This window comes from Nocardia sp. Tas62D01 (genome assembly GCF_055232035.1).
In genome coordinates this window covers 2,224,755-2,251,318 of record NZ_JBUYUZ010000001.1, presented here as the reverse complement: position 1 = coordinate 2,251,318, position 26,564 = coordinate 2,224,755, and the positions used below count along the sequence as shown (strand labels likewise).

The window sequence follows — 26,564 nt, the reverse complement described above, 5'->3', positions numbered from 1 at the left end:
TGCGTGATAATCAGCATGGGGTTGCCGACACGGCGAACCCACGACATCTTCTCCAAATACTTGGGGGCACTCAGTCCCACGCGATATCCGCGACTTCGCCGAACAGCGACGGCGAACGGGGCCGGGACGAGAGCGGTCGGTGAGCGAAACGTCCGCTCATGCCGCATATCGCGTGTTCTCACGTCGGTTAACCGTCCATATATGCGGCGATGAGAGTCCGGTCGCCGAGGACCTCGTGCCGGATCGTGTTGTACAGGATGCGGAATCGGTGTACCTCCATGTCCAGAGCATCACCGTCTGGGATCACGCCGCGGCGGAGAGTTCGTACTTCAGCGTGCCGAAAACCGTTCGACCACACTGTTGTGAGATCGTCTGAGCTGGCCTTGGGCTCGGGATGCGGCCGGGAACGGCCGAAGCTGCTGCGCTGCTGACCGCCGGAGCTGGACCACTGGTGGTGCCCAAGCGTACGGTGCGCAGCCTGACGATCACAGCCGCTGAAACGCGTTAGCCGACAGACGCTCCGGTGAATCGGCAGTTCCGCCGACGGCAGTCGAGGGTTCGCCGGCAGCGGTCAGAGACAGAAGCCGCCGATGTTGATGCCAGGGGTCACCGTCACCACTGCGCCGCCCGCGATCGGCAGGAATTGCAACTGGCTGTCGAAGTAGCCGGCGGTGATCGCGTTCTGGCCGGAGGTGGCGGGTGTCCACGAGACGCTCGCGATGCCGCCGGATACCGGAGCGGAGCCCAGCACGAGGTTACTGGCGGAGGAATCAACGTCGAAGAATTCGACGGTGCCCTGCGGTACTGCCGAGCCGTCGGGCTGCTTCACTGTCGCCGTGACCGTTACAGGGCAGCCGGTTCCGATGACATTCGCCGACCCTGTCACGGATCCGGTCAGGGCCACCGTAATCGTCGGTGCGGTCAGTGCGGAGGCATTGGGCGCGAACATCATCGGGACCGCCAGGCAGGCAGCCAGTGCCGACGCGGCGACGATGCCCCGAGTATGTGTGGCTCCGAATTCGATCATGGTGCCGCCTTCTTCTATGGTGTGTTGTCCGAGCTGTCGGCCGTCATTCTTACGGAAAGCGGCGAGCTATGCACAATGGGTGCATTCGGAGCCACCATGCCCGCCGACCGGTGCTCCAAGGCGTCACGGAGGTCCGGTCCGCGACGGCCGCTGGTCGTGAGACAGATATCGCGGTCAGCCATACGGACCCAGCGCGGCGGTAACCAGGCAGCTCAACCGATCTCTTGCGTCAAGGTTGTGGCAGAACTCGGTGGGGCGGAGGGTTGGTCACCCGCTGCGTGCGACCAGCGGGCCAGAGGCTCCTGCAACGCCTGACCGTTCTCCACTACGACCGTGATTTCGAGACCATGGCCGGGGTGACAGGGCAGCCGGCACAGTGGATTTCCGCGCCGGGATCGATCAGCTGACCGGTCCCGGCCTTGTGGTCCGTCGTGTCGTCGGAGTGGCGGCCGGGGCTGGTGCCTTGGTGGCTAGTTCGGGGCAGTTGGGCTTCGCTGTGCCGGTCCGCCCCAAGGCATTACCATCGGCGGGTGTCTGCGGATCTGTCTCCCCACGTGCGTAGTTCTCCCGTTTTCGCTGCCGCCGAGGCCGTCGCCGATTGGGTGGGGTCCGGTCGCCCGATTACGCCCGGTGGCGCGTTGAAGCCCGCGTCGGTTCCGGAGCTGGCAAAGCGTCTGCGGGTGCGGTGCCCCGCGAAAGTCCGTCGGGCGAGCGATGTTCCGCTTGTCCATCGCCGATGGCTGGTGGCCGTGGCCGCGGGGATGATCGCCTGCTCCGGGTCGAGGGCGGTCCGCGTCGATCCGGCGCCCGAACCGGGCCCGCGCGATTGGCTGGCCGCATTGGAAGATGTTGTGCGCGCGCAAGTTTACGATCCATGTCAGGCCGACGCCCGCATCGTCTGTCAGGTGACGCTTGCCGCGTTGAGGGCGAACCCGACCTCGATCAGGGATCTGCCCAACCTAGTCTTCGACGCGATGCGCGAACGTGGTGACTGGGACTACAACGCCTATCGGCTGGCAGGCGCTGAGCAGCATCCGGTGGACACGGTCGTAGAGATCCTGCGCGACTTCGGCGCGCTCGACCATCGGCAGTCGGCCACACCGCTGGCCGAGTACGCACACGCCGAACTCACCAGGCGACTCCCGCCACCGATCAACGCCGATCTGCCGGCGGCGACCCTGCTGACTGTCCTGGCGGGTCTTCCCGAGGAGGAGATATGGGAGCACGCCCACCGATGGCTGGCGATGCGGCGGGTTTCCGGCAGCGAACCGCTGCGGGAATTGCTGGACGCTGCCGAGACCGCGACACCGGCGGGCCGATTCAGCGCCGTGGAGATAGCCTCCGAATACGGTGTGCCGGAACTCTGGCATGAGCTGCGTGAGCACCGAATGCTCGGCCCGCACGCCCGATACGCGCTCGCCCGGCTCGGCGAGGGCCCCGATGTGGCCGATCGGGATCTGTATTGGGTCGCCGTCGACGATGCCCTAGCCAGCCTCGATCGGTACGGCGCCGTGGACGCCAGGTATGCGCTGCTGGCTGTCGGCGAGGACGGCATCCTCGCGTCCCTGCGAGAGTGCGGCCATCCCGAGGTCGATCGGCTGTGGGAGGCCGTTGGTACCGATTGGCCTCCGATCCCGTCTTACCAATTGAAAGTCTCACTGTCCGGGGGCGTTTGGCGTCGGGTGCGGGTCCCGGCGAACATGTCTCTGGGCGAGCTGCACTATGTGATTCAGGTGCTGTTCGACTGGGGCGACGATCATATGCATGTCTTCGCCGCAACCGGTCGCCGATACGCGGACCCATTCCACAATCTGGAAGAGTGCGGCGACGAATTCGCCTACCGGGTCAACCGCGCCCTGCCCACACCCAAGTCGAAGATCACCTACACCTACGACCTCGGTGACTGTTACCGCCACGAGATCGTCCTCGAGGAGATGGATTCCGCCGAAATCGCCCATTCAGTCTGCGTTGGCGGACGCGGCGATCATCCGCTCGAGGACTACAACCCCGATTACCCGGTCGACCCTGTGCCGTTCGACCAGGAGGCCGTGAACCGGAAACTCCAGAAGCTCGCCAGGGCGGAGGTGCACTGATGTCGAAGGAGTCACGGTCGGTGACCTCGCCGCGCGCGGAGATCGCCGAAACACTGGCGCAGATCCACGGACCCGGGTCGTTCTGTACCCGGCGCACTGCGTCGGCAGACGATTTGCTGATCGAGGTCAAAGGTGTTGGGGAACTGCAGGTTCCGGTGCAAGCCGAGCAAGCCCGTGAGCTGTTGCAGGTGGCCCGGCCCGCACGCTACGGGTTGCGGGAGGAGACGTTGCTCGACCCGGCGGTGCGTGATACGTGGGAGATTCCCCGCAGCCGGGTGAAGATCGACAAGCGGCGCTGGAATCGGACCCTGCGACCGATCCTGACGCAGGTCGCCACCGATCTCGGTCTGCCCGATGGGGTGCGGCTGACCGCCGAGCTGCATTCCATGCTGGTGTACACGCCCGGCCAGTTCTTCCGTCCCCACCAGGACTCGGAGAAGTCCGACGGCATGGTGGCCTCCCTAGTGGTGACGCTGCCCGGCACGTTCGCCGGCGGCTCACTCGTCGTCGAACACGGCGGTGAACGAATGGAATGCCGCTGGGCGAAGGACGAACTGTCGTTTGCCGCGTTCTACGCCGACTGCCTGCACGAGGTTCGGCCGATCCGTTCCGGCCACCGGATCGTGCTGACCTACAACCTGATGCTCGCCGACGGGCACTCCGTTTCGCCGCGTCCGGCGTCCGCGGCCGATACCGCGATAGCCGAACGGCTGCGCGAGCATTTCCAGACGCCGAGCGCGGCGCGTTGGGGTTACCGGGCCGGTCTGCCGCCTAACCGGTTGGTGTATCTGCTCGATCACCAATACACCGAACGGGGTCGTAGCTGGTCCAGACTCAAGGGTACGGATGCGGCGCGAGCTTCGATGCTGCGAACGGCGGCTGATCGCGTGGACTGCGACGTCGCGCTGGCGCTGGTGGACGTCCGCGAGACTTGGGATTGCATTGTCGAGGACTTGGATGACTGGGGCTACCGCCGCCGATATGGCCGCGCCGATACGGGTTCTCCGCAACTGGACTATCTGATCGACTCGGTGGTCACTCTCGAATCGTGCGTCGATTCGTCCGGCCATCCGGCCGCCCCGCTGGTCGACACTGTCGGCGACGGCGAAGTGTGTGCGACGACGCCCTCTGCGCAGCTCGAGCCGTACGATTCGGAATACGAGGGCTACATGGGCAACTACGGCAATACGATGGACCGCTGGTATCGGCGCGCCGCCGTCGTTGTCTGGCCGCGGTCGTGCGCCTTCGCGGTACACGCCGAAGCATCGGCGGGGTGGGCGCTGTCGACCGTCGCAGAGCAGATCGGCAGTGGCGACGTTGCTACCGCCCGCGTGTCGGCGCGAGTGTTGGAGTCGTTCTGGGCCAAGACCGCTGGAGGCACCCAGACACCAGCTGTCATGACCACCGCATTGCGGGTGGCGACCGGCCTCGACGACGCGAGCTCAGCGTCGATGCTGCTGCGGCCCATGCATGTCGAGTCGCTCGCCGCCGATCACGCACCGGATCTGGTTGTGCTCGCCGCGCACTACGGCGACGAATGGACCGATGCCTTGCTCGCCACCTGGTGTGCGGAGATGCCTCTGAACGACTACCTCGGTGATGAGCGCCGCCGCCCCTGGACCGCGGCGGCGCTCGCCCCACTGTGCAAGGGATTGCAGGCAGCGGATCACTCCGTCGGCACGCGACTCGCACACCACATCCTGTGCCGGACCTGGGCATGGCTCGGCACCGAAATCACCCGAACGCTCCAAACTTCTCGGCCCAGCTCCCGTGACTCACGACAGGCCGCAGTGGCCGAACCGGTAGCCGGGTTCTTCGCCGCCGCCGAGACCATCGCGGCCGACGATCTGCGAGACGCCGCCGTATCGGCGCTCTGCGCGGACGATGAGCTGCTGGGCTGTGTTGTCGGGATACTGCGCCAGGTCTCGAGCGGGGCACGGGGAGATACGCGGCTCCCGGCGGCTCTGGACGACCTCCGACGGCACTGCGTCGGTCGACTCACCGTCCGGCTCGCGTTGCCGCCGCGCGCCGCCGGCGACTGGTCGATCCCGGCACCCGCGGGCGGATGCTGCGACCTGTGCACGACACTGTCGGCCTTCCTCGCCGACCCGGATCAGCGCGAGCTCGCGTGGCCGCTGAAGGAGGACAGCCGCCGCCACATCCACAGCCGGATCGACTTCAGCGAGCTTCCGGTCGATCACCGAACTGTCCGAACGGGCAGGCCGTTCACTCTCGTACTCACCAAAACTGAGGCGCTCTTCGAGGCCGAGAAGCAGGCCCGCCGTCGCGAGGAGGCCGATCTCGCATGGCTGCGGTGAGAATGGGCAGGCGACGCGGCCATGACACGAAGACCGGGGTGGTCGAAGACACGGCGCTCTATCTTGTCGAGGTGCACTGCCTCAATGGGCAGGGGGGACAAACTCGGGCTGGTCGAGCAGGCGCAGCCAGCTTCCGTCAGGCTGGCGCCGGACGACCTGCGCGCGAGCACCGGCACCGTCCTTCGGCGGGGTCGAGGCGAGGGCGATGTCGCCGCTGATCAGCGTCGGCAGTGGTGGTTCCTGCTCGAAGTGGGCGCGGTTGGCCAGCACCTTCTCCCATAGTGCGCGGATCGCCTCCCGGCCGACCGTCTGGCCCCCGGGCGGGTAGGCCAGCACCGCGTGCTCTTCATACAATGCAGCAACTCCGGCCGCATCACCGGCATTGGATCGTTCGACGAACAAGCGGGTGATGTCTTCGGGGCGCATGGCCTTTTCGTACTCCGACATGGATTCCTCCTGACGTTGGACTTCAGCACTTCTCAGCGTGGTCACCCACTAACCAAAAGTCCAACAGATGGATCTGCTGGAAACTAGAATTTCCAGTCATGGACCTGAGACAGCTGGAGTACTTCGTCGCGGTCGCCGAGGAGCAGAACTTCACCCGCGCGGCCGAGCGCGTGCACATCAGCCAATCCGGCGTCAGCGCCCAGATCCGCCAGCTGGAACGGGAACTCGGTGCCGAACTGTTCGACCGGTCGACGCGCATTGCGACTCTCACCGTCGCGGGAAAGGCCGCGCTCGAACACGCTCGCGCCACGCTCGCCGCCGCGGAAGCGGTCGGCCAAGCGGTGGGCGAGGTGGCCGACCTTATCCGGGGCACGCTCACCGTCGGGATGGTCATCGGCTGCACTGTCACGCCGTTGTTCGACGCCCTCGCCACGTTCCACCTGGCGCATCCCGGTGTCGAGATCTCATTGCTGGAGGACAACTCCGAGCGGCTCGTCGACGCGGTGCGCTCCGGCACCCTCGACCTGGCTCTCGTCGGAACCGCCACCGCCACCCCAGACGGGCTGCACGCGCTGACGATCATCAGCGAACGGCTCGTTGTGGCCGTCCCGGCCGGACACCCCCTGGTGAAACAGCGCCGGGTCACCCTGCGCGACCTGGGCGCCTACCCGATCGTGTGCATGCCACCTGGCACCGGCCTGCGCACGGTATTCGACCAAGCCTGCGCGGCACAGAACCTCCAACCTGTGATCACGCTGCAGGCCAGCGCCGCGGACGCCATCGCAGACCTCGCCTCCCGCGGACTTGCCATCGCCATCCTCAGCGATTCGATGGCCGCGCACTACCGCGGCCGACTCACCGCCCGCACCATCGACGACATCGAAACACCGGCCCTGCTCACCCTGGTTTGGAAGGCCACGCGCAGCCCCGCGATACGTGAGTTCCTCATGCACAGCCGACGAGCATTCACAAAGCCTGCCGCTGGCGACTAACGAGTTGTTGGCTGCGCGCGACGCCACTCCTGCGGGAACCTCAGGCGGCAGGGCTGGCCGGCATCCTCAACAGATGACCGCCGATATCGGCAAGTAGCTCGAGCTTGCCGCCGAGCGCGGCAACGTAGGCGGCGATGGCGTCCACGGTGGCGACCTCGCCGCGTTCGATCTGCGAGACGCGACCGGGGCTGACACCCATAATTTCCGCCAGCCCTGCCTGCGTGAAGTTCAGTCGTTTCCGTTCCTCGGCAAGCTGGTATCCCCACTGTTCGGCCATAATTGCACCGCGTCGCCGGGCGGCCTCGTCCTCGCCGACCCGCTTGCGGTAGGCGTCCTTATCCCATTTGCTGAAGTTGCTCATCTTTCGCGTTCCTCCTCGGCTTTTTCCTTCAAGTAGATTTCGTAGAGTGTCTCGGCCCGGGGAATGGCTTGCTGGTACCAGGCGTTCCATTGGCCTGTTTTGTCGCCGCCGATCAGGAGAATGGCCGAGCGCCAAGGATCGAACACGAACAAGATTCGGATCATCGTTTGTCGGGGCCGCAGCTCTTTGAGGTTCGAGCTTCGATCCGGTGAGGGTGTCTACCAGCGGTCGTCCCAGGGTCGGCCCGTGTTCGGATAGCACGTCGACTGCCGACTCCACGTGTGCAGTGGCGTCCGGATCGCTGCGTCGCAGTTCGTCTATCCATGCTGCAACCTCGTCGGTCTGGTAGATTTCCCAATCCACCGTAGGACTATAGCATTTGCTATAGCAGGTAGTTGTGCCGACAGTGGTCACCATGTGATGGCCCACGAGTCGGTGCAAGGGCGGACGGGCCGCGATGTGGTGTGCGCGGTCGCATGTCATCGGCCGGGCGGGTTGTGTGTGGATCGTGTTCTGTGCTCGCCGAGTGTGAGGGGCTGACACTGTGAACCGATTGGTCGGTGCGAGTTCGTCCGAAGCTTCGGGCTGTTCCGATGGACGTGCTCTGGCGGCTCGGGCCATGAATTCGGGTCGGGCCGACAACGCACGCTCGAGCTGCCCGCGTGTTCGAGAATTCGCGGGTTGACGAGCTGTTCGGCTCAGGTTGCTGTGGCGCCGACTTGCGGTTGGACGGTGAGGGAGGCTCGGTCGGCGGCTTGGCGACCGGTGGTCCAACCGTGGTAGTCGTATGCCATGGACCGGCGGCTCGCGTGCTGCACCGGGAACAGGCGATGGAATTCGGCGTCGACCGCCGCGTCGCGGGCGGCGAGAATCGGCACCAGGGAGCGTCCCGCCCGCTGCTCGTCGGCCTCGGCGTCGTCGATCACCTGATTCTCGACCTCGGTGAGGCGTTCACCGATGCGTTCGCTGTAGGCGATGAGGAAGGACCGGCGGAACCCGGAAGTGCGGGTCTGTAATCGAGTGCCGACCGCGGCCATGGCCCGGGTCGACTGCACCAGCAGCGAAAAGAACAACAACTGGGTCTGCTCGCGAGCGACCGGTGTGCCGACAATCGTTGCTATGCCGTGCCGTTCGCTGACGATCGTGCGTACTGAATTCACATTCGCCACTACGTGGAGCAACTGCATCTTCTGGATCGCGTATGGGTTGTCGAGGTGGATGCGTACGCCGCGGATATCGAAGGTCGGTGTGGGTGCGGTGGCCGCGAGCATGGCCGCGTCGATTGCGTAGCGGGCCATGAGTTCCTGGGCTTTCGCGGTGAACGTCTCGGCTTCCTCGGGGAAGTCGGTGGCTTCGGCCTTGGTGAGCAGGCCGCGAATCTTGTTGAGTTTCTTGGTATCGGCGTCGGTTCCGGGATCTGCAACGTCCAGCCGGCGCCGCGGCCACTGCGAGGGCGGCGGGATCATCGGGTTCCAGGCCGGAAGCGTGGTCCACAACCCGAGCAGGCGCAGTACTGTCGACCATCCGGCCGTGTCCGCGGAGATTCCGGCGACCCGACGCCAGGCCGTGGACTCGCTCGTGCCGACTCGGGCGGCGAGGTCGGTGTCCGCCTCGCTGATGGCGTCGATCTGACCGACCCAGCTTAGTGGGGCGCGCACGGCGGTGTCGCGGGCGCGCGCGTCCAGGAGGATCAGCGTGGTGGCCAGCTGGGCTTCAGGCTTGCGCAGCGCCCGCCGCGTCGCATGCAGGATGTCGGCCGGCTGCCAGCCGCCTTCGTAGCAGCTCGACAGCACGGCGAACACAAGGTCGGTGGTCATCGAATCGACGAGACCGGACTGTTCGAGAGCATGATGGGCGAGCACGGAAGCGTTTCCGGTGACGTCCTGCTCATCGCCCTCGGCTGCCGCACGGCTGCCGAACTCCAGTGTCGCGGTAAGGATTTCGATCAGTGTGAGATCTTCGGCGACGCGGCGGCCGCCGTCCCGCCGGCCCCCGTGCCGGGCCTGCTTGCGCTGCCGGTTCACTCGTCGTTCTCGCGCTGTGCGTTTGCCCATTTCCGTAGTATGCCCAACCGCACCGACATGACGAAAAGGGCTCGGCATATACTGCGCGCTGCTGCTGTGCTTGGCGTGCCGCCCCTCTCCGGCCGAGATCAATAATGTTGTGCCGCAGGATAAAACAGCGCACATTTGCGATGCTGCCGAATACCGGAAAAGGATACGGGTTGTGGACGAATCGCAACTCGAACAGGTACGACAGCGCTGGAGCAAGTCTCTCACCGAAACTGATCGCGCGCGCATTGGGTTTACGGCCGTCGGAGGTGACTCCGCTGGTTCGGAAGATCGCTGCGCAGGCCGCCGAGGCGGGACCGGGCAGGGTCCTCGGTTGCTGGGTCAACGCGGGCTGGAGTGCGGGGCTGGGCGGTGTCACGGAATGCCCGCAACGCGATCGGCGCGCCGAAGATGCACAGCGCCGCGTCACCCTCGAACTTGTTGACCAGGCCGTTGTTCTCCTCGGTGGCCGCGACCACGATCGAGAGCAGCCGGTTGAGCTTGGCGACGAACTCCTGCGGCGCCAGCCCGTTGGACAGCTCGACCGAGCCGGTGACATCGACGAAAATCCGGTCGGTCCGATTCCCCTCTGCGTCTGAGTGAGTTCGTCGTACATCAACTGAGCTCTTGCCCCGGCGACCGGACACATGCTTGAAGGAATGTACGTCCCTACACATTTCGCTGCTGACGAGCAGGCCGTACACGACCTGCTCACCCAGCGCGGTGCTGCCGAGAAAGGCCGACCGCGGCGTGTGGTGCCCATGTTCAGCCGAGGGTTGTCCACAGTCGATCGAGGGGCAGGACGTGCAACTTGTCTTCGTAGGTGTAGGACTTCTGGCCGAGGTTGATGACTGCGCCGCCTACGAAGGCGCTGCCCAGTTTGTCGCGGAGCATCCGGAGTCCTTCGAAGTCGCGGTCAGTTACAGTGCCTGCCGCTTTGACCTCGATCGCGGCGACCGACCCTGTGACGGTCTCGATGACGAGGTCGACCTCTTGCTGATCTCGGGTTCGAAAGTGGGAGAACTCAACTTCCTGTTGCGCCCAGCCGGCCTGCTTGATCAGCTCGTTCACGGTGAAGGTTTCGACGAGGTGGCCGAACTGGCTGAGTGTCGCGGGGATCCGGCTGGACAGTTTCTGTTCTGTCAGTCCTGTGAGGTACGCGGCGAGGCCGGTATCGACAGCATGGACTTTCGCGCTGCGAATGGTCCGTTGGGTAGCTGATCGGGTGAATGGTTCGATGCGATGGATGAGGAAGACCGCTTCGAGGAGACCGAGATAGTCTTTGACCGTGGTCGAGTCGAGTCCGACAGCGTCGGCGATGTTCGCGATGTTGACTACTTGGCCGGTCTGGCCTGCGAGTCTTTGAAGCACTTGTGGCAGTACCTGCCGCTGGCGGACTTTGCGGATCTCCATGACATCGCGCTCGACGACAAGGTTGACGAAGTCTCGGAACCACCGATCACGGGAGCGACCAGGTTCGCGGGCCAGAGCGAGTGGGAACCCTCCGGCCAGTATGGCTCGCTCATAGTCGGAGCGGGTGCTCGTAGACGAGTTTGCAGTCACCAGTGATGCAGGGTCGCTGATCAGTGCATCCAGAGCCATTTCGCGGGATCCTGCCAATTCGCCCTGCGAGAGCGGCCACATCGTCACAACATGGGCTCGGCCGGTCAGTGATTGCCCGGCAGCCGGGAGCGACCCATAGCGAGTCGAGCCGGTCAGTATGAAGCGCCCAGCCCGTAGATCTTTGTTGAGTTCGGCCTTGATGGCGTCCAGGAGCAACGGAACATGCTGGAATTCGTCGATACAAACCGGTGTGGGACGGTCTGAGGCGACGAATAGCGCAGGGTCGGCCGACACGGCTCGTCGGGTCTCCAGATCATCGAGATCGAGGACCTGCAGGCCCGCGGTCCTGGCACACGCGGAGAGCAAGGTGCTTTTGCCGACGGTGCGGGCGCCGGTCAGCACGACTACCGGTTCGTCGTGGACCAGCTCGGCCAGCACTCCCTGCAGGTGACGGGTGATCAGCTTGGGCTCCGCCATGTGGATCCTCTCTAATCGGAGATCTGCCAGTGAGATAATCCCACATTCGCGACACTGTAATCCCAGAATTGCCAGGTATTTAGTCCAAGATCTGCCGGAAGCTGCTGACCGCCCGAGTGCGGCACACACGTGGCGTCGTACCGGTTGGGTCTGCCACCGGTTAGGTTGCAGGACATGGGTTTTGAAGAATGAGGTGGGCCGGTGGTGCCACCCTGGTGCGAGATCGCCTTATCTGCTCGCCGCGGTCACTCACGCACGCCGGAAAGAGCCCAGCGCCATCGCGTTCAACGCCGTACTGCTGATCGCTCTGGTCGTGGTGGTCTGGGGAAGGTTCGGCCCCTACGCCTTCTGACCCGGCGACACACACCACCAGCCAAGGCAACGAACCGCCATCTGCGCCGGTGACTGCGGTGTCGATCGCGGAGGCGTCGGTGATCTCGCCGAGCACGATCTGGACACGGTCTCCCCAGACGCAGGGGATCTTGTCCGGGTTGCGGGCGTGATGGCCTACTAGTGGGTGTGATGTTCGTGCAGTCGCATGTCATCGGCTGCGCGAGGTTGCGTGTGGATCGCGTTGTATGTACGCCGGGTATGGGAGGCTGGAAGCGTGAACCAATTGGTCAGCGCGACATCGCCTTATCTGCGTCAACATGCCGGAAACCCGGTGGATTGGCGGCAGTGGGATGCTGACGCGCTGGCCGAGGCGGCGGCGCGGGATGTGCCGATTCTGCTGTCGATCGGGTACGCGAGTTGCCACTGGTGCCATGTGATGGCGCACGAGTCGTTCGAGGACGAGGCGACCGCGGCGCTGATGAACGAGAATTTCGTGTGCGTGAAGGTGGATCGGGAGGAGCGGCCCGATCTGGATGCGGTCTACATGAGTGCCACCGTCGCGATGACCGGGCAGGGCGGCTGGCCGATGACCTGCTTCCTCACCGCGGACGGCGAACCGTTCTACTGCGGCACCTACTACCCGAAGCTGCCGCGTGGCGGGATGCCGTCGTTCACCCAGCTGCTGACCGCCATTACCGATACCTGGCAGCACCGGCGCGACGAGGTGAACAAGGCGTCCGCACAGGTGACCGAGGCATTGCGGGCGCAGGCCGCCGGGCTGCCGGACGCCGAATTCACCATCACCGCCGAATTGCTCGACCATGCGGTGGCCGCGGTGCTGCGCGATGTGGACGATAAGCACGGCGGTTTCGGCGGTGCGCCGAAGTTTCCGCCGTCGGCGCTGCTGGAGGGCCTGCTGCGCAGCTGGGAGCGCACCGGTGACCCGGCCGTGCTTGAAGCGGTGACCCACACCGCCCAATCGATGGCCCGTGGCGGCATCTACGACCAGTTGCGCGGCGGCTTCGCGCGCTACTCCGTCGACGACGCCTGGCTGGTACCGCATTTCGAGAAGATGCTCTACGACAACGCCCAATTGCTGCGCGTCTACGCGCATTTGGCGCGCGGGACCGGATTCGCGGCCCCTGGACAGACGATCCCCGCGCAGCCGCTCGCATTGCGCGTCACGCACGAGATCGTCGAGTTCCTGCTCGCCGATCTGGGTACCGAACAGGGTGGTTTCGCCTCCGCGTTGGACGCCGACACCCATCTGGAGCCGGGCGGGCCGGGCGTCGAGGGCGCGACTTATGTGTGGACCCCCGCCCAGCTGGTCGGCGAACTCGGACCCACCGACGGTGCCTGGGCCGCACAGGTTTTCGGCGTGACAACCGCAGGCAACTTCGAGCAGGGCACCTCGATACTCACCCAATACACCGACCCGGATGCCATCGACGCCGGGGTGCCCGTCGACCCTGATGCCCCCGTACGCTTCGAGGGCATCCGAACCACGCTGCGCGAAGCGCGAGACCGCCGCCCGCAGCCGGACCGCGATGACAAGGTCGTGACCGCGTGGAACGGAATGGCGATCACCGCACTGGCCGAAGCGGGAGCCGCGCACGCACGCCCGGAATGGGTTGCGGCCGCGACTCGTTGCGCGCGGTACCTGCTCGCCGAGCACGTCGTCGATGATCGAGTGCTGCGGGCATCCCTCGGCGGCGTAGCGGGCACCGCGCCCGGCGTGCTCGAGGACTACGCGTGGTTGGCCGTCGGACTTCTCGCCCTGCATCAGGCGACCGGCGAACCGAGCTGGCTGGAGGACGCACAACCCCTGCTGGACAAGGCAATCGAACATTTCGCCGACCCCGGCTTACCTGGCAGTTGGTTCGACACCGCCGATGACGCGGAAACTCTCATCACCCGGCCGCGCGACCCGGTCGACGGGGCCACCCCGGCGGGCGCTTCCGCCCTCGCCGAAGCCCTGCTGACCGCAAGCGCCGCAAGCGATCCGGCCCGCGCACTGCGCTACCGCGAACTGGCCGACCAGACCCTCACCCGCGGCGCCGTAGTGCTCGCCCGCGCGCCGCGCTCGGCCGGACAATGGCTGACGGTCGCCGAGGCGGCGCTGCGCGGTCCGATTCAGGTCGCGGTCGTCGGCCGCAGCGGCGCCGAAGACCAGCGGAAATTGCTCTCTGCCGCCCGGGAATTCGCCCCCGGTGGCTCGATAGTAATCGCGGGAGAGCCGGACTCGGTGCCGCTACTGGCCGACCGGCCCCTCGTGAACGGCGCGGCCGCAGTGTATGTGTGCCGCGGCTCCGTCTGCGACCTCCCGGTGTCGACCTACACGCAAGTGCAGGCGGCCCTCACTACTCAGTGAAAAACCGGCCTGGTTGCCGAATCTGAAGGCCGAAAGACCACTATTCAGGTTGGCGGCGACGTCATCGCGGTCACCGCCGCGGAGGTGTCGGCGTCGGTCCAGCACGGCGTCGGTTCCGCCATGCCGCGCAGCAGGATGTTCTCGTAGAGTGTCCATTTCGACCGCTCGTGCGGCGCCGCGGCCTCGATTACCGCGCCGCTCACCAGGATGCGGCGGGGGACTTTCTTGGCCTCGGTGGTCAGGCGGGCGGCCTCGTTCACGGCGTCGCCGATGACGGTGTATTCCAGGCGGGTGTCGGTGCCGACGTCGCCGGCGAAGACCGGGCCGCGGGCGACGCCGATGCCGATATCGAGCTCCCCGGTGGCGAGCACCTCGTCGCGGATGCGGCGGGCCGCGCGCAGAGCGGGGGTCGCGTTGTCCCGCAACGCGATCGGCGCGCCGAAGATGCACAGCGCCGCGTCACCCTCGAACTTGTTGACCAGGCCGTTGTTCTCCTCGGTGGCCGCGACCACGATCGAGAGCAGCCGGTTGAGCTTGGCGACGAACTGCTGCGGCGCCAGCCCGTTGGACAGCTCGACCGAGCCGGTGACATCGACGAACAGCGCCGACACCACGCGCACATCGCCGGTCAGGTCCACTCCGCCCGCGAGCGCGCGTTCGGCCACCTCGGCGCCGACGTGGCGGCCGAACACATCCCGCATCCGTTCGCGTTCGCGCAGATTGGCGGCCAGCTCGTTCACCGAGTTCTCCAACCGCCCGATCTCGCTGGTGCTGCCCACCGGCACTCGGACGTCGAACTCGCCCTTAGTAATCCGATCCAACGCGCGCCGCAGTATACGCATCGGCGCGGCGACCGCGCGGGCGAGGAACGCGGTGGCCAATGCGCCGACCCCGATGCCGACGCCGGACAGGTAGATGGCGGTCCGGATGCGGTCGGGTGCGCCTGAAGCCGGATCGGCGAGCACCACGATCAGCATGAGCAGCGGCATGGCCCCTGCCACCGCCCAGGTCACCACCACCCGGACCAGCACCGACGAACTCCAGTGCATCGCACCGCCGAGCACCGACGCCACCACCGGAATGGTCGGCCGAATCAGCCGGTCGACGATCAGGAATGTCAGCGCCGCCGACTCGAACGCGCCGAGGGTGAACAGCACCGCCGTTACCGCCGGGTCGTTGTGCGCGGTCAGATGGGAGAACATCGCGGCGGCCACGATCACGCCGGGGATCCACAGCGCCAGCGCCCGCGCGGTGATCGCGATCGGCAGATTCAGCAGCCGCCGCGCTTCCCGCTCGGTGGGTTTGCGCAACTCGTCGAGCCAGCCGAAGTACACGGACCGGTCGCGGATGGCGAGACCGACGCCGACCAGGAAGCCCACCGCGGGATAGATCCCCACCAGTGCCATGGTGTGCATCCAGTCCTCGCCGAGCCTGCCGAGGAATCCGCTGAGCCACAGCTCGGTGACAATCACCGCGAGGCCGCTGAGGTTGGCGGTGATCACCACCGCCGCCAAACCCCAGCGCGCCTCGAGCGCCCAGACGACGAGCTTGGCGATCACGGTGTGCGCACACCCGGTCGCGACGGCAGATTCATCACGATCGCCTTTACCGGCAGCACAACGCTGCCGAACGCAGCGACGAGGAACACGAACGAGCAGCATAGAACCAGTGCGACCACCAACGGCAGTTTCCCGACTTATTGCCATTGCCGGAACCGAGAAATGGGGACGTTCATGATGTTCGCTTTTCTCGTTCCGGTCCGATCAGCTGAGCCGTTCCGGCCGGTCAGCGCGGTATGACCAACCAGATCGCAACGTAATGGCACAGCGCCGCGAGCACCGTTGCGGCGTGGAAGAACTCGTGATGGCCGAACACCATCGGCCACGGATTGGGCCATCTTGTGGCGTAGAGGATCGCGCCACCGCTGTAGACGAGTCCACCGATCAGCAGCAGGATCAGCGGCGCGATGCCGACGTGCGAGTTCAGCTGACCGGCCACCGGCACGATGGCCCAGCCGAGCAGCAGATACAGCGGTACGCCGACCCAGCGTGGCGCGGTCGGCCACAGCAGTTTCAGCGCGACACCGGCCAGCGCACCGACCCACACCACCAGTAGCAGCGTCTGTCCGGTGCGCCCCGGCAGGCCGAGCAGGGCGAACGGGGTGTAGCTGCCCGCGATGAATAGAAAGATCATCGAATGGTCGGCGCGCTTCATCCGAATACGGGTTTGCGGGGTTGCCCAGGTGATCCGGTGGTAGACGGCGCTGATGCCGAACAGCCCGCAGACGGTCAGCCCGTAGATCAGGGTGGACCAGCCCGCCGTCGCCGAAACGGTGGCGGCCTCGGCGACCAGCGCGATCACGGCGACCGCCGCGATGCCGACGGCCCAGGTGTGAATCCAGCCGCGCATCCGGGGCTTGCCGAGCTCGGCCGCCAGCGATTCGCCCGCCGTGTCCGCACCTCCGAGTGGCGCCGCGGCGGCGGTGCCGATCGATTCGGACACGAGTTACCTCCTAGTGACACCCGCGAGTAACCTACGGTACCGTAAGTTTCGGCTCACCGCCGACTGTACGGGACCCACGGTCGCTGCCGGGATCCTGCCGCTGAGGCGTACTGTTGGTCGCCGTGGAGTTTCCGAGTCAGGTGCGTGGTTTGCCATACCGCATCTACGAGGCGCGGCTGTCCAAGCAGCTGGCCGGCAAACAACATCCCCGGCACGTCGCGGTGATGTGCGATGGCAATCGTCGTTGGGCCAGGGAGAACGGTTTCACCGATGTCAGTCACGGCCATCGGGTCGGTGCGCTGAAGATCGCCGAACTGGTCGGCTGGTGTGCCAACGAGGGCATCGAGATGGTGACCGTCTACCTGCTCTCGACGGAGAACCTGCAGCGCGATCCGGACGAGCTGGAGACCCTCTTCGAGGTGATCACCGATGTCGTCGAGGAACTGTCCGCGCCCGAGCAGAACTGGAGCGTGCGCATCGTCGGCTCGCTTGACGGGTTCCCCGAGCTGATCGCCAAGCGGCTGCGCACCGCCGCCGAACGCACCATCGGGCGCGACGGAGTGCACGTCAACGTGGCGGTGGGCTACGGCGGCAGGCAGGAGATCGCCGACGCCGTCCGCAAGCTGGTCCGCCAGGAGATGGCGGCGGGCGAGACGGGCGAGGATTTGGTGCAATCGATCACGGTCAACGCCATCGGCCAGCACCTGTACACCTCCGGCCAGCCGGACCCGGACCTGGTCATCCGCACCTCCGGTGAGCAGCGGCTTTCCGGCTTCCTGCTGTGGCAGAGCGCGTACTCGGAGATATGGTTCACCGAGGCTTACTGGCCGGAGTTCCGCCGGGTGGATTTCCTACGCGCACTACGCGACTTCGCAGCGAGACATCGCCGCTTCGGTATCTGACCGCTCGGCCACAGCTTCGCGAATCCAGTTCCGGCGCGTCGCTTCTCGCGTACCGTGCGGTCTCATGTGTACATCTCGTTCGAACTGAGCATCCCGCTGAGCGTCCACATGCTCAGCGATCTGGCCGTGGACCGGCATCGCTTCGAGGTCGAGGGCAACATCCACCTGCACATCACCGCCCGCACCGCGCGGCCGCTGCGTGTCGTCATCGACATCGCCGAACCCCGCCCGAGCGACGTCCGGATCAACGTGGCCACCGACACCAAGCGCGGGCAGCTGCTGCGCATCCTGGCCAGCGTCGACCACGAGATAAGGCGTTTCGTCGCCCGCTATATCGCCAAGGAGATTCGGAAACCGAATATCGCCGCGGCCCGCGATATCGACGTGGCGGCCCGGCTGGACGCGGCTTGGAAACTGTAGTGCGAACCGCGCTTACAGCTTGCGCAGTCGCAGCCGATTGATGCTATGGTCGGAGTCTTTACGCAAGACGAGAGTCGCGCGGGGGCGGGTCGGCAGAATGTTTTCCACCAGGTTGGGGCGGTTGGTCGAGTTCCAGATCTCCTGTGCCGCTGCGGTCCCTTGCTCGTCGGTGAAACCGGAGTAGTGGTGGAAATGCGCATCGGGGTCGGCGAATGCGGTTTGGCGCAGCGTGAGAAACCTTTGCACATACCACTTCTCGATGTCCTCGATGCGGGCGTCGACATAGATCGAGAAGTCGAACAGGTCCGAGACCATCAAGCGCGGACCGGTCTGCAGAACGTTGAGCCCTTCCACGATGAGAATGTCGGGCTGGGTCACGCAGTGGAACTCGCCTGGCACGATATCGTAGGAGATGTGCGAATACACCGGCGCACAGACTTCGGGGGCGCCGGATTTCACCTCGGTGACGAAGCGTAGAAGTTTGCGGCGGTCGTAGCTTTCCGGAAAACCCTTGCGATGCATGATGCCGCGCTGGGTCAGTTCCGCTGTGGGATAGAGAAATCCATCGGTTGTGACCAAATCCACACGCGGGTGGTGGTCCCAACGAGCCAGCAGCGCCTGCAGCACGCGGGCGGTGGTGGATTTCCCGACCGCGACGCTGCCTGCGACGCCGATCACAAATGGCACCTGCTGGTCGGGGTGTTTCTCACCGAGGAAGGTGGCGGTCGCGGCGAACAGTCGCTGGCGGGCGGCCACCTGCAGGTGGATGAGGCGAGCGAGCGGGAGGTAGACCTCGGCGACCTCTTCCAGGTCGATCTGTTCGCCGAGGCCGCGAAGGCCGATCAGTTCTTCCTCGGTGAGCACCAGGGGAGTCGACTTACGCAGGGTTCGCCACTGGCTCCGGTCGAATTCGACATACGGGCTCGGCTCGCTCATTCGTGCCACTTACCCGACGCTCCGTTCAGGCAAACACGCGTGCCTGCACTGTGAGATTCGGTCTAACTCTCGCCGCATAGCCGAATTCTGCTCTGCGTCAACATCGTGTGAAACACGGGGTGCTGCTACCCACTGGTAACCGAGTCGATGCCGGTGCTGTCAGCGGCTAATGTCGGCGGGCATGGAAGCGCATCCGCTCGTAACCGAGTACCTCCGGCTCGGCCTCGCTTTCGATCGCCTGGAGGAAGGCTTTGTCGACGCCTATACCGGTGATCCGGCGCTGCGCCGCGTGGTACGGAACGCGTCCGCGCCACAGCCACGCGAGCTGGCGCGTCGGGCCGCCGCGCTGCGCACCGAACTGCCCGCGGCCGGGCTTGCGCCGGAGCGTTCGGAGTTCCTGGATGTGCACCTGCGGGCGATGGAATGTTCGGGTCGCAAGTTCGCCGGGGAAGAGATCGGATTCGTCGATGAGGTGGCGGCGTACTTCGATGTCGACATCACCCTCGGCGATGTCGAGGACTATCGCGACGCGCACCGGCAGCTGGACGAGGTGCTCGCGGGTGATGGCCCGCTGGCCGAGCGGATCGCCGCACACCGCAAGGCCGACGAGATTCCGCCGGAACGATTGCCGGCGTGCGTCGAGGCATTTTCCAGCGCGCTGCGCGAGTTGGTGCGGGATCGCTATTCGCTGCCCGATAACGAGCACGTCAGCTACGAGGTGGTTGGTGACAAACCATGGTCAGGGTTCAACTACTACCTGGGCAATTACCAGTCCCGCGTCGCGATCAACTCCGATCTCGAGCAGCACATGGCGAGCCTGCCGCACCTGATCGCGCACGAGTCCTATCCCGGCCACCACACCGAGCACTGCCGCAAGGAGGCCGGATTGGTGTCGGCCGGGCACGACGAACAGACCCTGTTCCTGGTGAATACGCCGCAGTGCCTGATGGCGGAGGGCCTCGCCGACCTGGCGTTGGGCTCGATCGTAGGGCCGCGCTGGGGTAAGTGGGCGCAGGAGATCTATGCCGACCTGGGCTTGCGCTTCGATGGTGAACGCGCCGAACGACTCTCGACGGCCTCGGCCAAGCTGCTCGGGGTGCGCCAGGACGCCGCGCTGCTGCTGCACGACCGGCATCGGGACGCCGATGAGGTCGCCGAGTTCCTGCAGCGCTGGAACCTGTCCACCCCCGAACGGGCCCGCCAGTCCCTGCGTTTCCTGTCCTCACCGCTGTGGCGCGCTTACATCAGCACCTATGTCGAGGGCTACCGACTGCTCGGCGACTGGCTCGACCGCGCCTCGACCGGGGTTGATCGCGCCGACCGCTTCCGCCGCCTGCTCGACGAACCCCTCACCCCCGGCGCCCTCCGCCGCACGTAACCCGCAGCACCGCACCCTTCTCGGGCTTCGCACGCTATGTGGACGCCAAGAAGGGTGCAAAGGGTGCGGCGTCGGCCGTCAGGCTGCCGTGAAGGTGATTCGGACCGAGATGGGCTGGGTCTCCAGCGCTTTCATGGTCCACTCGGTGGCGGAGACCGGGATGCGGCCCCTGGCGAAGCTGCGTGCCCGCGCGACCACATCGTCGTCGGGGACGAAGGCCGCGGTGCCGGTGTACCAGCGCTTGCCCTGGCGCAGCCGGACGCGCGGGTCGGCGGCGATATTGCGAGCCCAGCCCGCGCGGTGGCCGTGTTGGGAAACGACCCAGGCGCCCTCGTCGTCGACGGAGACAGTGACCGGAACCCGGCGCGGCTGACCGGTTTTCGCGCCGATGGTCTCCAATTCGGCGATCAGCGCGGAGCGGATGCCGATGCGGTCCAGTAGTGCCACGGTGGGGTTGGCCAGGTAGCGGCCGATGAACCGTTCGCGGCGGAACTTGCGCAGGGTGGCGGCGGTGGTGGGTTCACTCATGGGGTTCTCTTTCATCGACGGAAGATGACGCAGGTGGTGGTGGCGTGCGCGACCAGGCGGCCCTGGTAGTCCACGACCCGGCCCTCGGCGGTGGCGGTGGTGCGGCCGACGTGGATGGTGGTGCCGGTCGCGGTGAGTCGGCGGCCGTCGGTCGGGACCGCGCGGATGTAGTTGACCTTCAGTTCCAGCGTCGAGTAGCCAACACCGGCGTCGAGAGTTCGGCGTAAACGGTCATGAGATCCCATCCTTCCGATGAACCGATCGGTCCACATCTGTCATAATTGGAGCATGGACCGATCGGTTCACGCAACCGTGAAGGAGGAAAGACGCCGATGACCGCAGGCCCACGCGCCCGGTTGATCGAGAGCGCCATCGAGCTGGTCCGCGAACAGGGCGTGCACGCCGCCGGGCTGGCCGCCCTGCTCGACCGCAGCCACGCTTCGCGCAACTCGCTGTACCAGCACTTCCCGTCCGGCAAGAGCGAGCTGGTCGAGACCGCGACCAAGATCGCCGGTGACCGGATGACCGCAGTCATCGACGAGGTCACCGCCGCCGGCCCGCCCGAACAGTGGCTCGCCGCGCTCATCGGATGGTGGAAGCTCGTCCTCGAACAGAGCTCCTTCACCGCGGGCTGCCCGATCGTCGGCGCCGCCCTCGCCGAATCGGAGCCCCGAGTGCAGGCGGCCGCCGGTGCCGCCCTCGGCGACTGGGCCGACCACCTCGCCACCGCCCTCACAGGCAAGGGCCTGCCCGCCGTCCAAGCAAAATCATTGGCAGGCTTCATCATCAGCGCCATCGAAGGCGCGATAGTCCAATCCCGCGCACTAAAATCCACCCAGCCACTAGATGACGCCCAAGCCCACCTGGTAACCCTCCTAGCCGCCGCAATTCCCCCCTAGCCACCCCCGCTTCTCCAGCGAACGCCTAACCCAAAGCCACATCGTCGAGTGGCACATGGCTGCGGCAAAGGTCGAGAAGGGATCACCAGGGTGTGCCACTCGCGGACGTTTCGGCGCGGGTGAACCCCGTGCCGGTGGGTGTACCAGCGGCCAATAGACTGGGCAGGTGACGCAGACGACCGCCTCTGTCAATACTCAGTCCCTCGGTGAGCTCGATCCGGAGCTTGCTGCCGCGATGGCAGGCGAACTCGCCCGCGAACGCGACACCCTCGAAATGATCGCCTCCGAGAACTTCGTGCCGCGCGCGGTACTGCAGGCGCAGGGCAGTGTGCTCACCAACAAGTACGCCGAGGGCTACCCGGGGCGTCGCTACTACGGCGGTTGCGAGCACGTCGACGTCGTCGAGACCCTCGCCCGCGATCGCGCCAAGGAACTCTTCGGCGCCGAATTCGCCAATGTGCAGCCGCATTCCGGCGCGCAGGCGAATGCCGCGGTGCTGATGGCGCTGATGGAGCCGGGCGACAAGCTGCTCGGTCTCGACCTCGCGCACGGCGGTCACCTGACCCACGGCATGCGGTTGAACTTCTCCGGCAAGCTCTACGAGGTGCACTCGTACGGTGTCAGCAAGGAAGACCACCGCATCGACATGGACGAGCTGCGCAAGACCGCGCTCGCCGCACGGCCGAAGGTCATTGTCGCCGGCTGGTCGGCCTACCCGCGGCACCAGGATTTCGCCGCGTTCCGTGAGATCGCAGACGAGGTCGGCGCCTACCTGTGGGTGGACATGGCGCACTTCGCCGGTCTGGTCGCCGCGGGCCTGCACCCCTCGCCGGTGCCGCACGCCGATGTGGTGTCCTCCACCGTGCACAAGACCCTCGGCGGTCCGCGCTCCGGCCTCATCCTGGCCAAGCAGGAATACGCGAAGAAGCTCAACAGCGCGGTGTTCCCCGGCCAGCAGGGCGGCCCGCTCATGCATGTGATCGCCGCGAAGGCCGTCGCCTTCAAGATCGCGGGCGGCGCCGAATTCAAGGAGCGTCAGGAGCGCACTCTGTCCGGCGCGAAGATCCTGGCCGAGCGCCTCGGCGGCGCCGACGTCAAGGGCAGGGGCATCAGCGTGCTCACTGGCGGGACCGACGTGCACCTGGTGCTCGTCGATCTGCGCAGCTCCGAACTCGACGGCCAGCAGGGCGAGGATCTGCTGCACGAGATCGGAATCACGGTGAACCGCAACGCCGTTCCGTTCGACCCGCGCCCGCCGATGGTCACCTCCGGCCTGCGCATCGGCACCGCCGCGCTGGCCACCCGCGGCTTCGGCGACACCGAGTTCACCGAGGTCGCCGACATCATCGCCACCGCACTGGCGGGCGGCTGCGATGCCGAGTCGCTGCGCGCCCGTGTCACCAAGCTGGCCCGCGACCTCCCGCTCTACCAGGGCCTGGAGGACTGGAACCTGCTCGGCTGAGCCACTCACCTGCTGGACGTCCGATAGCTATGTTGGCCGTTGCGGAAGTGTCCGGCCGGAGGACGCACCCACGGGCGGCGTCTATGTGGCCATCGGCGAGGCCGCACTCGGCCTCAAGCGGCGCGGCGCGACCTGCCCCGGTGCGAAGCGGTCACGATGCAGCGGTCGGACTTGGTGATCAGGCGGTTACCGAGCGGACCGCTGGTGAAGGCGTAGTGGATAGGGACGGCGCCGTCGGAATCGTGATTGCCTTGGCGGCGGCCAGTTTTGTCATTTTGTCCATCTCGTCGATCGCGACGTAGGCGAGGAGTTTGTCGTCATCCCGGCGCAGCAGGTACTCGTAATCGCTATCGGTGAGCAGTTCGCCTTGCCTCGTCGTAGAAGTTGACAGTTTCCGGGTGGCTCAGTTCGCCGGGCAGGCGTCGAGCATGTCACTGAGCGCATCGCGTTCCGGTGGCGTGACGTGCAGGGCGTAGCGGTTCTTCACCGCGATCCAGCGGCGGGCGTACTCACACCAATACTCGTGCCGGGGACGCCACAGGTCGGGACTCTTGCTGCCTTTGTCCTGATTGGCCTGCTTCTGCACGACGAGGAGATTGTCGACGTCGTTGGCGATGCGCTCGCGCCGATCCGCGGGCCAGTCCCAGGCCCCCGACCGCCACGCGTCGCCGAGCGGCACCAGGTGGTCGATCTCCAGCCCGGATGCCTCGAAGCGGTCGTAGGGCAGCGACGTGCCGGTATAGGGATCGTCCAGCATGCCGGACAACACCGTGCACGGATCGCGGTCGGCCATCCGTACCCCGCGCAGGTCGCGGCGCAACACCGCGTGACGGGCGGTACAGCCGTCAGACTGCACCGGTTCGCCACCGTGGCCCGCCCACCCGGGACCGAAAGCATTGCGGGCGTAGGACTCCCAGTGCTCGTTCCATGCCACCGTCAGGCCGGTCAACATCGACCGCGCCTGCGCCGAGCCGGGCGGGAACGCTGTGGCCGCGGACGGCCGACCACTCGACGAGACCGCCGCCGCCGACGCGGCGTCACGATGGTTGAGCCACAGCGTCGCCACCGCGGCGGCGACGCACAATGCCAGCACCAGCGTGGCCGAGGCACTGCGCACGAAGGCACTGGGGACGAACCGCCGCGACCTGCTTGCTCCCCGAGCGGAGCCGGATGCGCGGCGCACCGGCCGCCGTGTCCGGAAGCGGGGCGCGCGGAGCGGTTGTCGCAGGTCTATCCGTCCAACCGGGCTTTGCCGCGAATGATCGCCTCGTCCAGGTAGCGAGTGATATCCGCGCTGGTCGCAGGGCGAATCATCAAGGCGCGGTTGGCCGGGATCTCACAGTAGCGACCCTCGGCGGTGTCGATCCACCGCAACTTGCCGGTGCGCAGCGGCTCGGCGTTGCGCGGACCGAGTAGAACGGTGGCGGTGCCGCGGGCGTCGCAGCGCTGCCGCCAGAAACGGCGGTAGCGGTCCTGCACCGCGCGCGCCAGCGCGGTGCCGAACGAATCGGGGCGGTCATCGTTGAGATCGTCGAGCAGGTAGCTTCTTTCGGCGCCTGTGCCCACGGGCGGGTCGGGCAGCAGCCGGACCAACTCGGTGGCCAATTGGTCGACGCGGCAGCGGCGCAACCGCACCTTTCCTCCGTCCGCGGCGGGCGCCTGCACGGCGATGACGCCGGGACCGCCGCGAACCGCGCAGCCGATCGCCCGCATCTCGGCCGCGCCGCGGGTGTTGTCGATGCCGAATAGTTCGATGCGCCAATCGGGTTGGGCGAGTGCGCGCAGCGCGCGCTGCAGCGGCAGGCTGTCCTCCTGCGCCAGCTCGGCCCGAAACTGCTGCTGATACGCCTGATATTCATTGCGGCCGAGGAATCGACTGGTGAACCGAAACGGAAAAGGCATGCGGTCCATACCGGTTCCGAACCACGCGGCCGCGAATTGCTCGGCCGACAGCAGCCACTGCGCCATCATTCGGCCCCTAACACTGGCGGTACGGTCGGCTCGACCGTGCCGATGAGCTCGGTGCCGTGCTCCGCCGAGCGGAGGTAGTCCGGCGAGTCGTGTTCGTCGTCGTCCGCTCCGCCGCGCCGGACACGAGGCGGCGTCCCGCCCGAGTATCCCGCGGCATTGACCGCTCCGGTGCGGTTCGGTGCGCCGGAGACCGGTTGTGCCCCAGGGGTTCCCGGTGTCGCCCCCGGCTGTGCGGGGAACGAGGTCCCTGGTCGGGGTTCGCCGGCGTAACTCGGTGCCGGGCCGGGCGGGCTCGGTATACCCGGTCTGCTCGCCGGGCTGTCGAGGGAGACCGGGGTGACGGCGGTAGGCGCTGTCGAGGTCGCCGTGGCGAGCGGCTGTGCTGTGCTGGACGCCCAGTGCGCCGACAGTGTTGTCGGGTGCGTGGTGCTTGCGGGTGCGGTCGGCGCACCATTGTTCTGAGTCGATGCCGGTGAGACAGGCTGCGGCGCAGCTGCTTCCGGTTTGCCTGCCTCGCCCGGCTTGCTCTGCTCGGTCGGCTCGCCGTGTTCGCCGGGCGCACTCGGCTCGGTCGGCTGGCCGTTTTCGCTCGGCTTGCTCTGGTCGGTCGGTTGGCGGAGCTCGCCCGGCTTGCTCTGCTGGCCTGGGTGGTTCTGCTCGTCTGGCTGGCTGTGCCCACCCGGCTGGTTCTGGTTCTGCGTACCGGTATGGGAGGGGTCGGTGTCGACAACATTCGGCCTACCCGGCCCGATACCGGCATCCATGCCTCCGGTGTTGCCCGGCTGCGCGGCAATCGGGTGCACCGGCGGCGGCAGCGTCGGAATCTCCGGTGCGGTCGCCCCATACGGCTGGATGTACAGGGTGTTCATATCGTCGCGAGCCTGCTCTTCGGCGGTATTACGCGTCTGCGGATCACCCTGGGCGCCGGAGCCTTCCGCGACATCCGGCACCGCGGCCTTGAACCGCGCCGCCGCGGCGGACGCCGCCGAGAGCGGCTGCGACTGCTGGTCCAGGGACTGCCCGAGCTCATTCATCCGGGTGGCGTAGTCCCGAATGGCCGCTACGGCCTTGTCCGCGGCGGCACCCTGCCAATGGTGGTCTACCGCCTGCTGGATCGCCGTCTCGAATTGCTCGCCCGCCTTGGTCACCGCCGCCGCGATGGCCGACCACGCATCGAAGGCGCCGTCCAGCCCGGCCGGGTTCATCTGTTCCGACGCCTTTTTGATCTCCCCGTGCGAAAAGTTGTGCGCGTTCTCGGGATTGGTGATCGCGCCGCCGTCGGTTGCTCTCATGACCAGCCCTCCGCCCTTCCGTCAGTGCCGTCTTGACCCTATAGACGCACCCGACCCGGCTCCGGTTCCATCGAAACACAGCGGACCCTTCGGTGCAGACCCCGCCGAGGTGACCCGCACCGTCGGATCGTGTCAGTTCGCACCGGATCCGGCGACCAGCGTCGGGTAATCGTTCAGGTCGATATCGTTAGCGGCGTTGTCGCCGTACTTCAGCATGAGTTTGAACATGCGCGACTGCATG

The 26,564-nt window shown here is 66.4% G+C and carries 25 protein-coding genes and 1 pseudogene; 10 read left to right on the top strand and 16 right to left on the bottom strand.

The features are described 5' to 3' along the window. Positions 1-571 precede the first annotated feature (571 nt). Positions 572-1,027, bottom strand: coding sequence for an Ig-like domain repeat protein (locus ACV7NQ_RS11035; protein WP_463359538.1), 456 nt, complete (start codon positions 1,025-1,027; stop codon positions 572-574). A 554-nt stretch (positions 1,028-1,581) separates the two neighbouring features. Here ACV7NQ_RS11035 and ACV7NQ_RS11030 point away from each other — a divergent pair. Together ACV7NQ_RS11030 and ACV7NQ_RS11025 are read left to right on the top strand one after the other, a co-directional pair. Further along, entirely contained in the window at positions 1,582-3,120 is a 1,539-nt protein-coding gene (locus ACV7NQ_RS11030; RefSeq protein ID WP_463359537.1) for a plasmid pRiA4b ORF-3 family protein, read from the top strand. Continuing rightward, on the top strand, positions 3,120-5,438 hold the full coding sequence (locus ACV7NQ_RS11025) for a 2OG-Fe(II) oxygenase (RefSeq protein ID WP_463359536.1): 2,319 nt from the start codon (positions 3,120-3,122) through the stop codon (positions 5,436-5,438). Before ACV7NQ_RS11030 ends, ACV7NQ_RS11025 begins: the two co-directional genes overlap by 1 nt. An 81-nt stretch (positions 5,439-5,519) precedes the next feature. Here ACV7NQ_RS11025 and ACV7NQ_RS11020 read toward each other — a convergent pair whose 3' ends face one another. Further along, positions 5,520-5,885: a YybH family protein gene (locus ACV7NQ_RS11020; RefSeq protein ID WP_463359535.1), complete on the bottom strand. Its 366-nt coding sequence runs from the start codon at positions 5,883-5,885 to the stop codon at positions 5,520-5,522. Between the two features lie 98 nt (positions 5,886-5,983). On the opposite strand from ACV7NQ_RS11020, the gene ACV7NQ_RS11015 reads away from it, so the two are divergent. Then, a complete protein-coding gene (locus ACV7NQ_RS11015; protein ID WP_463359534.1) occupies positions 5,984-6,877 on the top strand; it encodes a LysR family transcriptional regulator in 894 nt (297 codons plus the stop codon). Positions 6,878-6,917: 40 nt separating this feature from the next. Here ACV7NQ_RS11015 and ACV7NQ_RS11010 read toward each other — a convergent pair whose 3' ends face one another. The 5 genes from ACV7NQ_RS11010 to ACV7NQ_RS10990 all read right to left on the bottom strand — a co-directional run bounded on the left by ACV7NQ_RS11010 (position 6,918) and on the right by ACV7NQ_RS10990 (position 11,329). Beyond that, positions 6,918-7,238, bottom strand: coding sequence for a helix-turn-helix transcriptional regulator (locus tag ACV7NQ_RS11010; protein ID WP_463359533.1), 321 nt, complete (start codon positions 7,236-7,238; stop codon positions 6,918-6,920). Continuing rightward, positions 7,235-7,384, bottom strand: coding sequence for a type II toxin-antitoxin system RelE/ParE family toxin (locus tag ACV7NQ_RS11005; protein WP_463365623.1), 150 nt, complete (start codon positions 7,382-7,384; stop codon positions 7,235-7,237). Before ACV7NQ_RS11005 ends, ACV7NQ_RS11010 begins: the two co-directional genes overlap by 4 nt. A gap of 552 nt (positions 7,385-7,936) precedes the next feature. Then, positions 7,937-9,292, bottom strand: coding sequence for a DUF2786 domain-containing protein (locus ACV7NQ_RS11000; RefSeq protein ID WP_463359532.1), 1,356 nt, complete (start codon positions 9,290-9,292; stop codon positions 7,937-7,939). Between the two features lie 251 nt (positions 9,293-9,543). Beyond that, positions 9,544-9,966, bottom strand: a complete 423-nt coding sequence (locus ACV7NQ_RS10995) for a nucleotidyl cyclase domain-containing protein (RefSeq protein ID WP_463359531.1) — start codon at positions 9,964-9,966, stop codon at positions 9,544-9,546. A gap of 88 nt (positions 9,967-10,054) precedes the next feature. Then, on the bottom strand, positions 10,055-11,329 hold the full coding sequence (locus tag ACV7NQ_RS10990; protein ID WP_463359530.1) for an ATP-binding protein: 1,275 nt from the start codon (positions 11,327-11,329) through the stop codon (positions 10,055-10,057). 181 nt (positions 11,330-11,510) lie between these two features. On the opposite strand from ACV7NQ_RS10990, the gene ACV7NQ_RS10985 reads away from it, so the two are divergent. Further along, on the top strand, positions 11,511-11,681 hold the full coding sequence (locus ACV7NQ_RS10985; RefSeq protein ID WP_463359529.1) for a hypothetical protein: 171 nt from the start codon (positions 11,511-11,513) through the stop codon (positions 11,679-11,681). A 255-nt stretch (positions 11,682-11,936) separates the two neighbouring features. Next, positions 11,937-14,033: a thioredoxin domain-containing protein gene (locus tag ACV7NQ_RS10980; RefSeq protein WP_463359528.1), complete on the top strand. Its 2,097-nt coding sequence runs from the start codon at positions 11,937-11,939 to the stop codon at positions 14,031-14,033. 44 nt (positions 14,034-14,077) lie between these two features. Here the strand turns inward: ACV7NQ_RS10980 and ACV7NQ_RS10975 are convergent, their stop codons facing one another. The 3 genes from ACV7NQ_RS10975 to trhA all read right to left on the bottom strand — a co-directional run bounded on the left by ACV7NQ_RS10975 (position 14,078) and on the right by trhA (position 16,442). Next, the gene (locus ACV7NQ_RS10975) at positions 14,078-15,592 is read right to left on the bottom strand and encodes an adenylate/guanylate cyclase domain-containing protein (protein WP_463359527.1); all 1,515 of its coding nucleotides are present in this window, start codon (positions 15,590-15,592) and stop codon (positions 14,078-14,080) included. After that, the gene (locus ACV7NQ_RS10970; RefSeq protein ID WP_463359526.1) at positions 15,589-15,711 is read right to left on the bottom strand and encodes a hypothetical protein; all 123 of its coding nucleotides are present in this window, start codon (positions 15,709-15,711) and stop codon (positions 15,589-15,591) included. The genes ACV7NQ_RS10975 and ACV7NQ_RS10970 overlap by 4 nt, the downstream gene beginning before the upstream one ends. 107 nt (positions 15,712-15,818) lie before the next feature. After that, positions 15,819-16,442: a PAQR family membrane homeostasis protein TrhA gene (gene trhA, locus ACV7NQ_RS10965; RefSeq protein ID WP_463365622.1), complete on the bottom strand. Its 624-nt coding sequence runs from the start codon at positions 16,440-16,442 to the stop codon at positions 15,819-15,821. A 206-nt stretch (positions 16,443-16,648) separates the two neighbouring features. Here trhA and ACV7NQ_RS10960 point away from each other — a divergent pair, with 206 nt between their 5' ends. Further along, a complete protein-coding gene (locus tag ACV7NQ_RS10960; RefSeq protein WP_463359525.1) occupies positions 16,649-17,437 on the top strand; it encodes an isoprenyl transferase in 789 nt (262 codons plus the stop codon). Positions 17,438-17,503: 66 nt separating this feature from the next. Further along, positions 17,504-17,857 carry a hypothetical protein gene (locus ACV7NQ_RS10955; protein WP_463359524.1) on the top strand — a complete coding sequence of 118 codons (354 nt, stop codon included), beginning with the start codon at positions 17,504-17,506 and terminating at the stop codon, positions 17,855-17,857. Between the two features lie 12 nt (positions 17,858-17,869). Here the strand turns inward: ACV7NQ_RS10955 and coaA are convergent, their stop codons facing one another. Further along, the gene (gene coaA, locus ACV7NQ_RS10950; protein WP_463359523.1) at positions 17,870-18,802 is read right to left on the bottom strand and encodes a type I pantothenate kinase; all 933 of its coding nucleotides are present in this window, start codon (positions 18,800-18,802) and stop codon (positions 17,870-17,872) included. A gap of 172 nt (positions 18,803-18,974) precedes the next feature. On the opposite strand from coaA, the gene ACV7NQ_RS10945 reads away from it, so the two are divergent. Continuing rightward, on the top strand, positions 18,975-20,171 hold the full coding sequence (locus ACV7NQ_RS10945; protein WP_463359522.1) for a DUF885 domain-containing protein: 1,197 nt from the start codon (positions 18,975-18,977) through the stop codon (positions 20,169-20,171). 78 nt (positions 20,172-20,249) lie between these two features. Here ACV7NQ_RS10945 and ACV7NQ_RS10940 read toward each other — a convergent pair whose 3' ends face one another. Together ACV7NQ_RS10940 and ACV7NQ_RS10935 are read right to left on the bottom strand one after the other, a co-directional pair. After that, positions 20,250-20,699, bottom strand: a complete 450-nt coding sequence (locus ACV7NQ_RS10940; RefSeq protein WP_463359521.1) for a nitroreductase family deazaflavin-dependent oxidoreductase — start codon at positions 20,697-20,699, stop codon at positions 20,250-20,252. 11 nt (positions 20,700-20,710) lie between these two features. After that, positions 20,711-20,917: pseudogene (locus ACV7NQ_RS10935) on the bottom strand (PaaI family thioesterase); the annotation flags it as partial. Positions 20,918-21,031: 114 nt separating this feature from the next. Between ACV7NQ_RS10935 and ACV7NQ_RS10930 the strand changes: the two are divergent. Both ACV7NQ_RS10930 and glyA read left to right on the top strand, forming a co-directional pair. Then, on the top strand, positions 21,032-21,598 hold the full coding sequence (locus tag ACV7NQ_RS10930) for a TetR/AcrR family transcriptional regulator (protein WP_463359520.1): 567 nt from the start codon (positions 21,032-21,034) through the stop codon (positions 21,596-21,598). 166 nt (positions 21,599-21,764) lie between these two features. After that, positions 21,765-23,060 (top strand): serine hydroxymethyltransferase, encoded by a 1,296-nt coding sequence (glyA, locus tag ACV7NQ_RS10925; RefSeq protein ID WP_463359519.1) that lies wholly within the window; start codon positions 21,765-21,767, stop codon positions 23,058-23,060. A 403-nt stretch (positions 23,061-23,463) separates the two neighbouring features. Here the strand turns inward: glyA and ACV7NQ_RS10920 are convergent, their stop codons facing one another. The 3 genes from ACV7NQ_RS10920 to ACV7NQ_RS10910 form a co-directional block, all read right to left on the bottom strand. Continuing rightward, positions 23,464-24,177, bottom strand: coding sequence for an HNH endonuclease family protein (locus ACV7NQ_RS10920; protein WP_463359518.1), 714 nt, complete (start codon positions 24,175-24,177; stop codon positions 23,464-23,466). Between the two features lie 113 nt (positions 24,178-24,290). Next, the gene (locus ACV7NQ_RS10915; protein ID WP_463359517.1) at positions 24,291-25,028 is read right to left on the bottom strand and encodes an ESX secretion-associated protein EspG; all 738 of its coding nucleotides are present in this window, start codon (positions 25,026-25,028) and stop codon (positions 24,291-24,293) included. Then, entirely contained in the window at positions 25,028-26,323 is a 1,296-nt protein-coding gene (locus tag ACV7NQ_RS10910) for a PPE domain-containing protein (RefSeq protein ID WP_463359516.1), read from the bottom strand. Before ACV7NQ_RS10910 ends, ACV7NQ_RS10915 begins: the two co-directional genes overlap by 1 nt. Between the last annotated feature and the right edge of the window lie 241 nt (positions 26,324-26,564).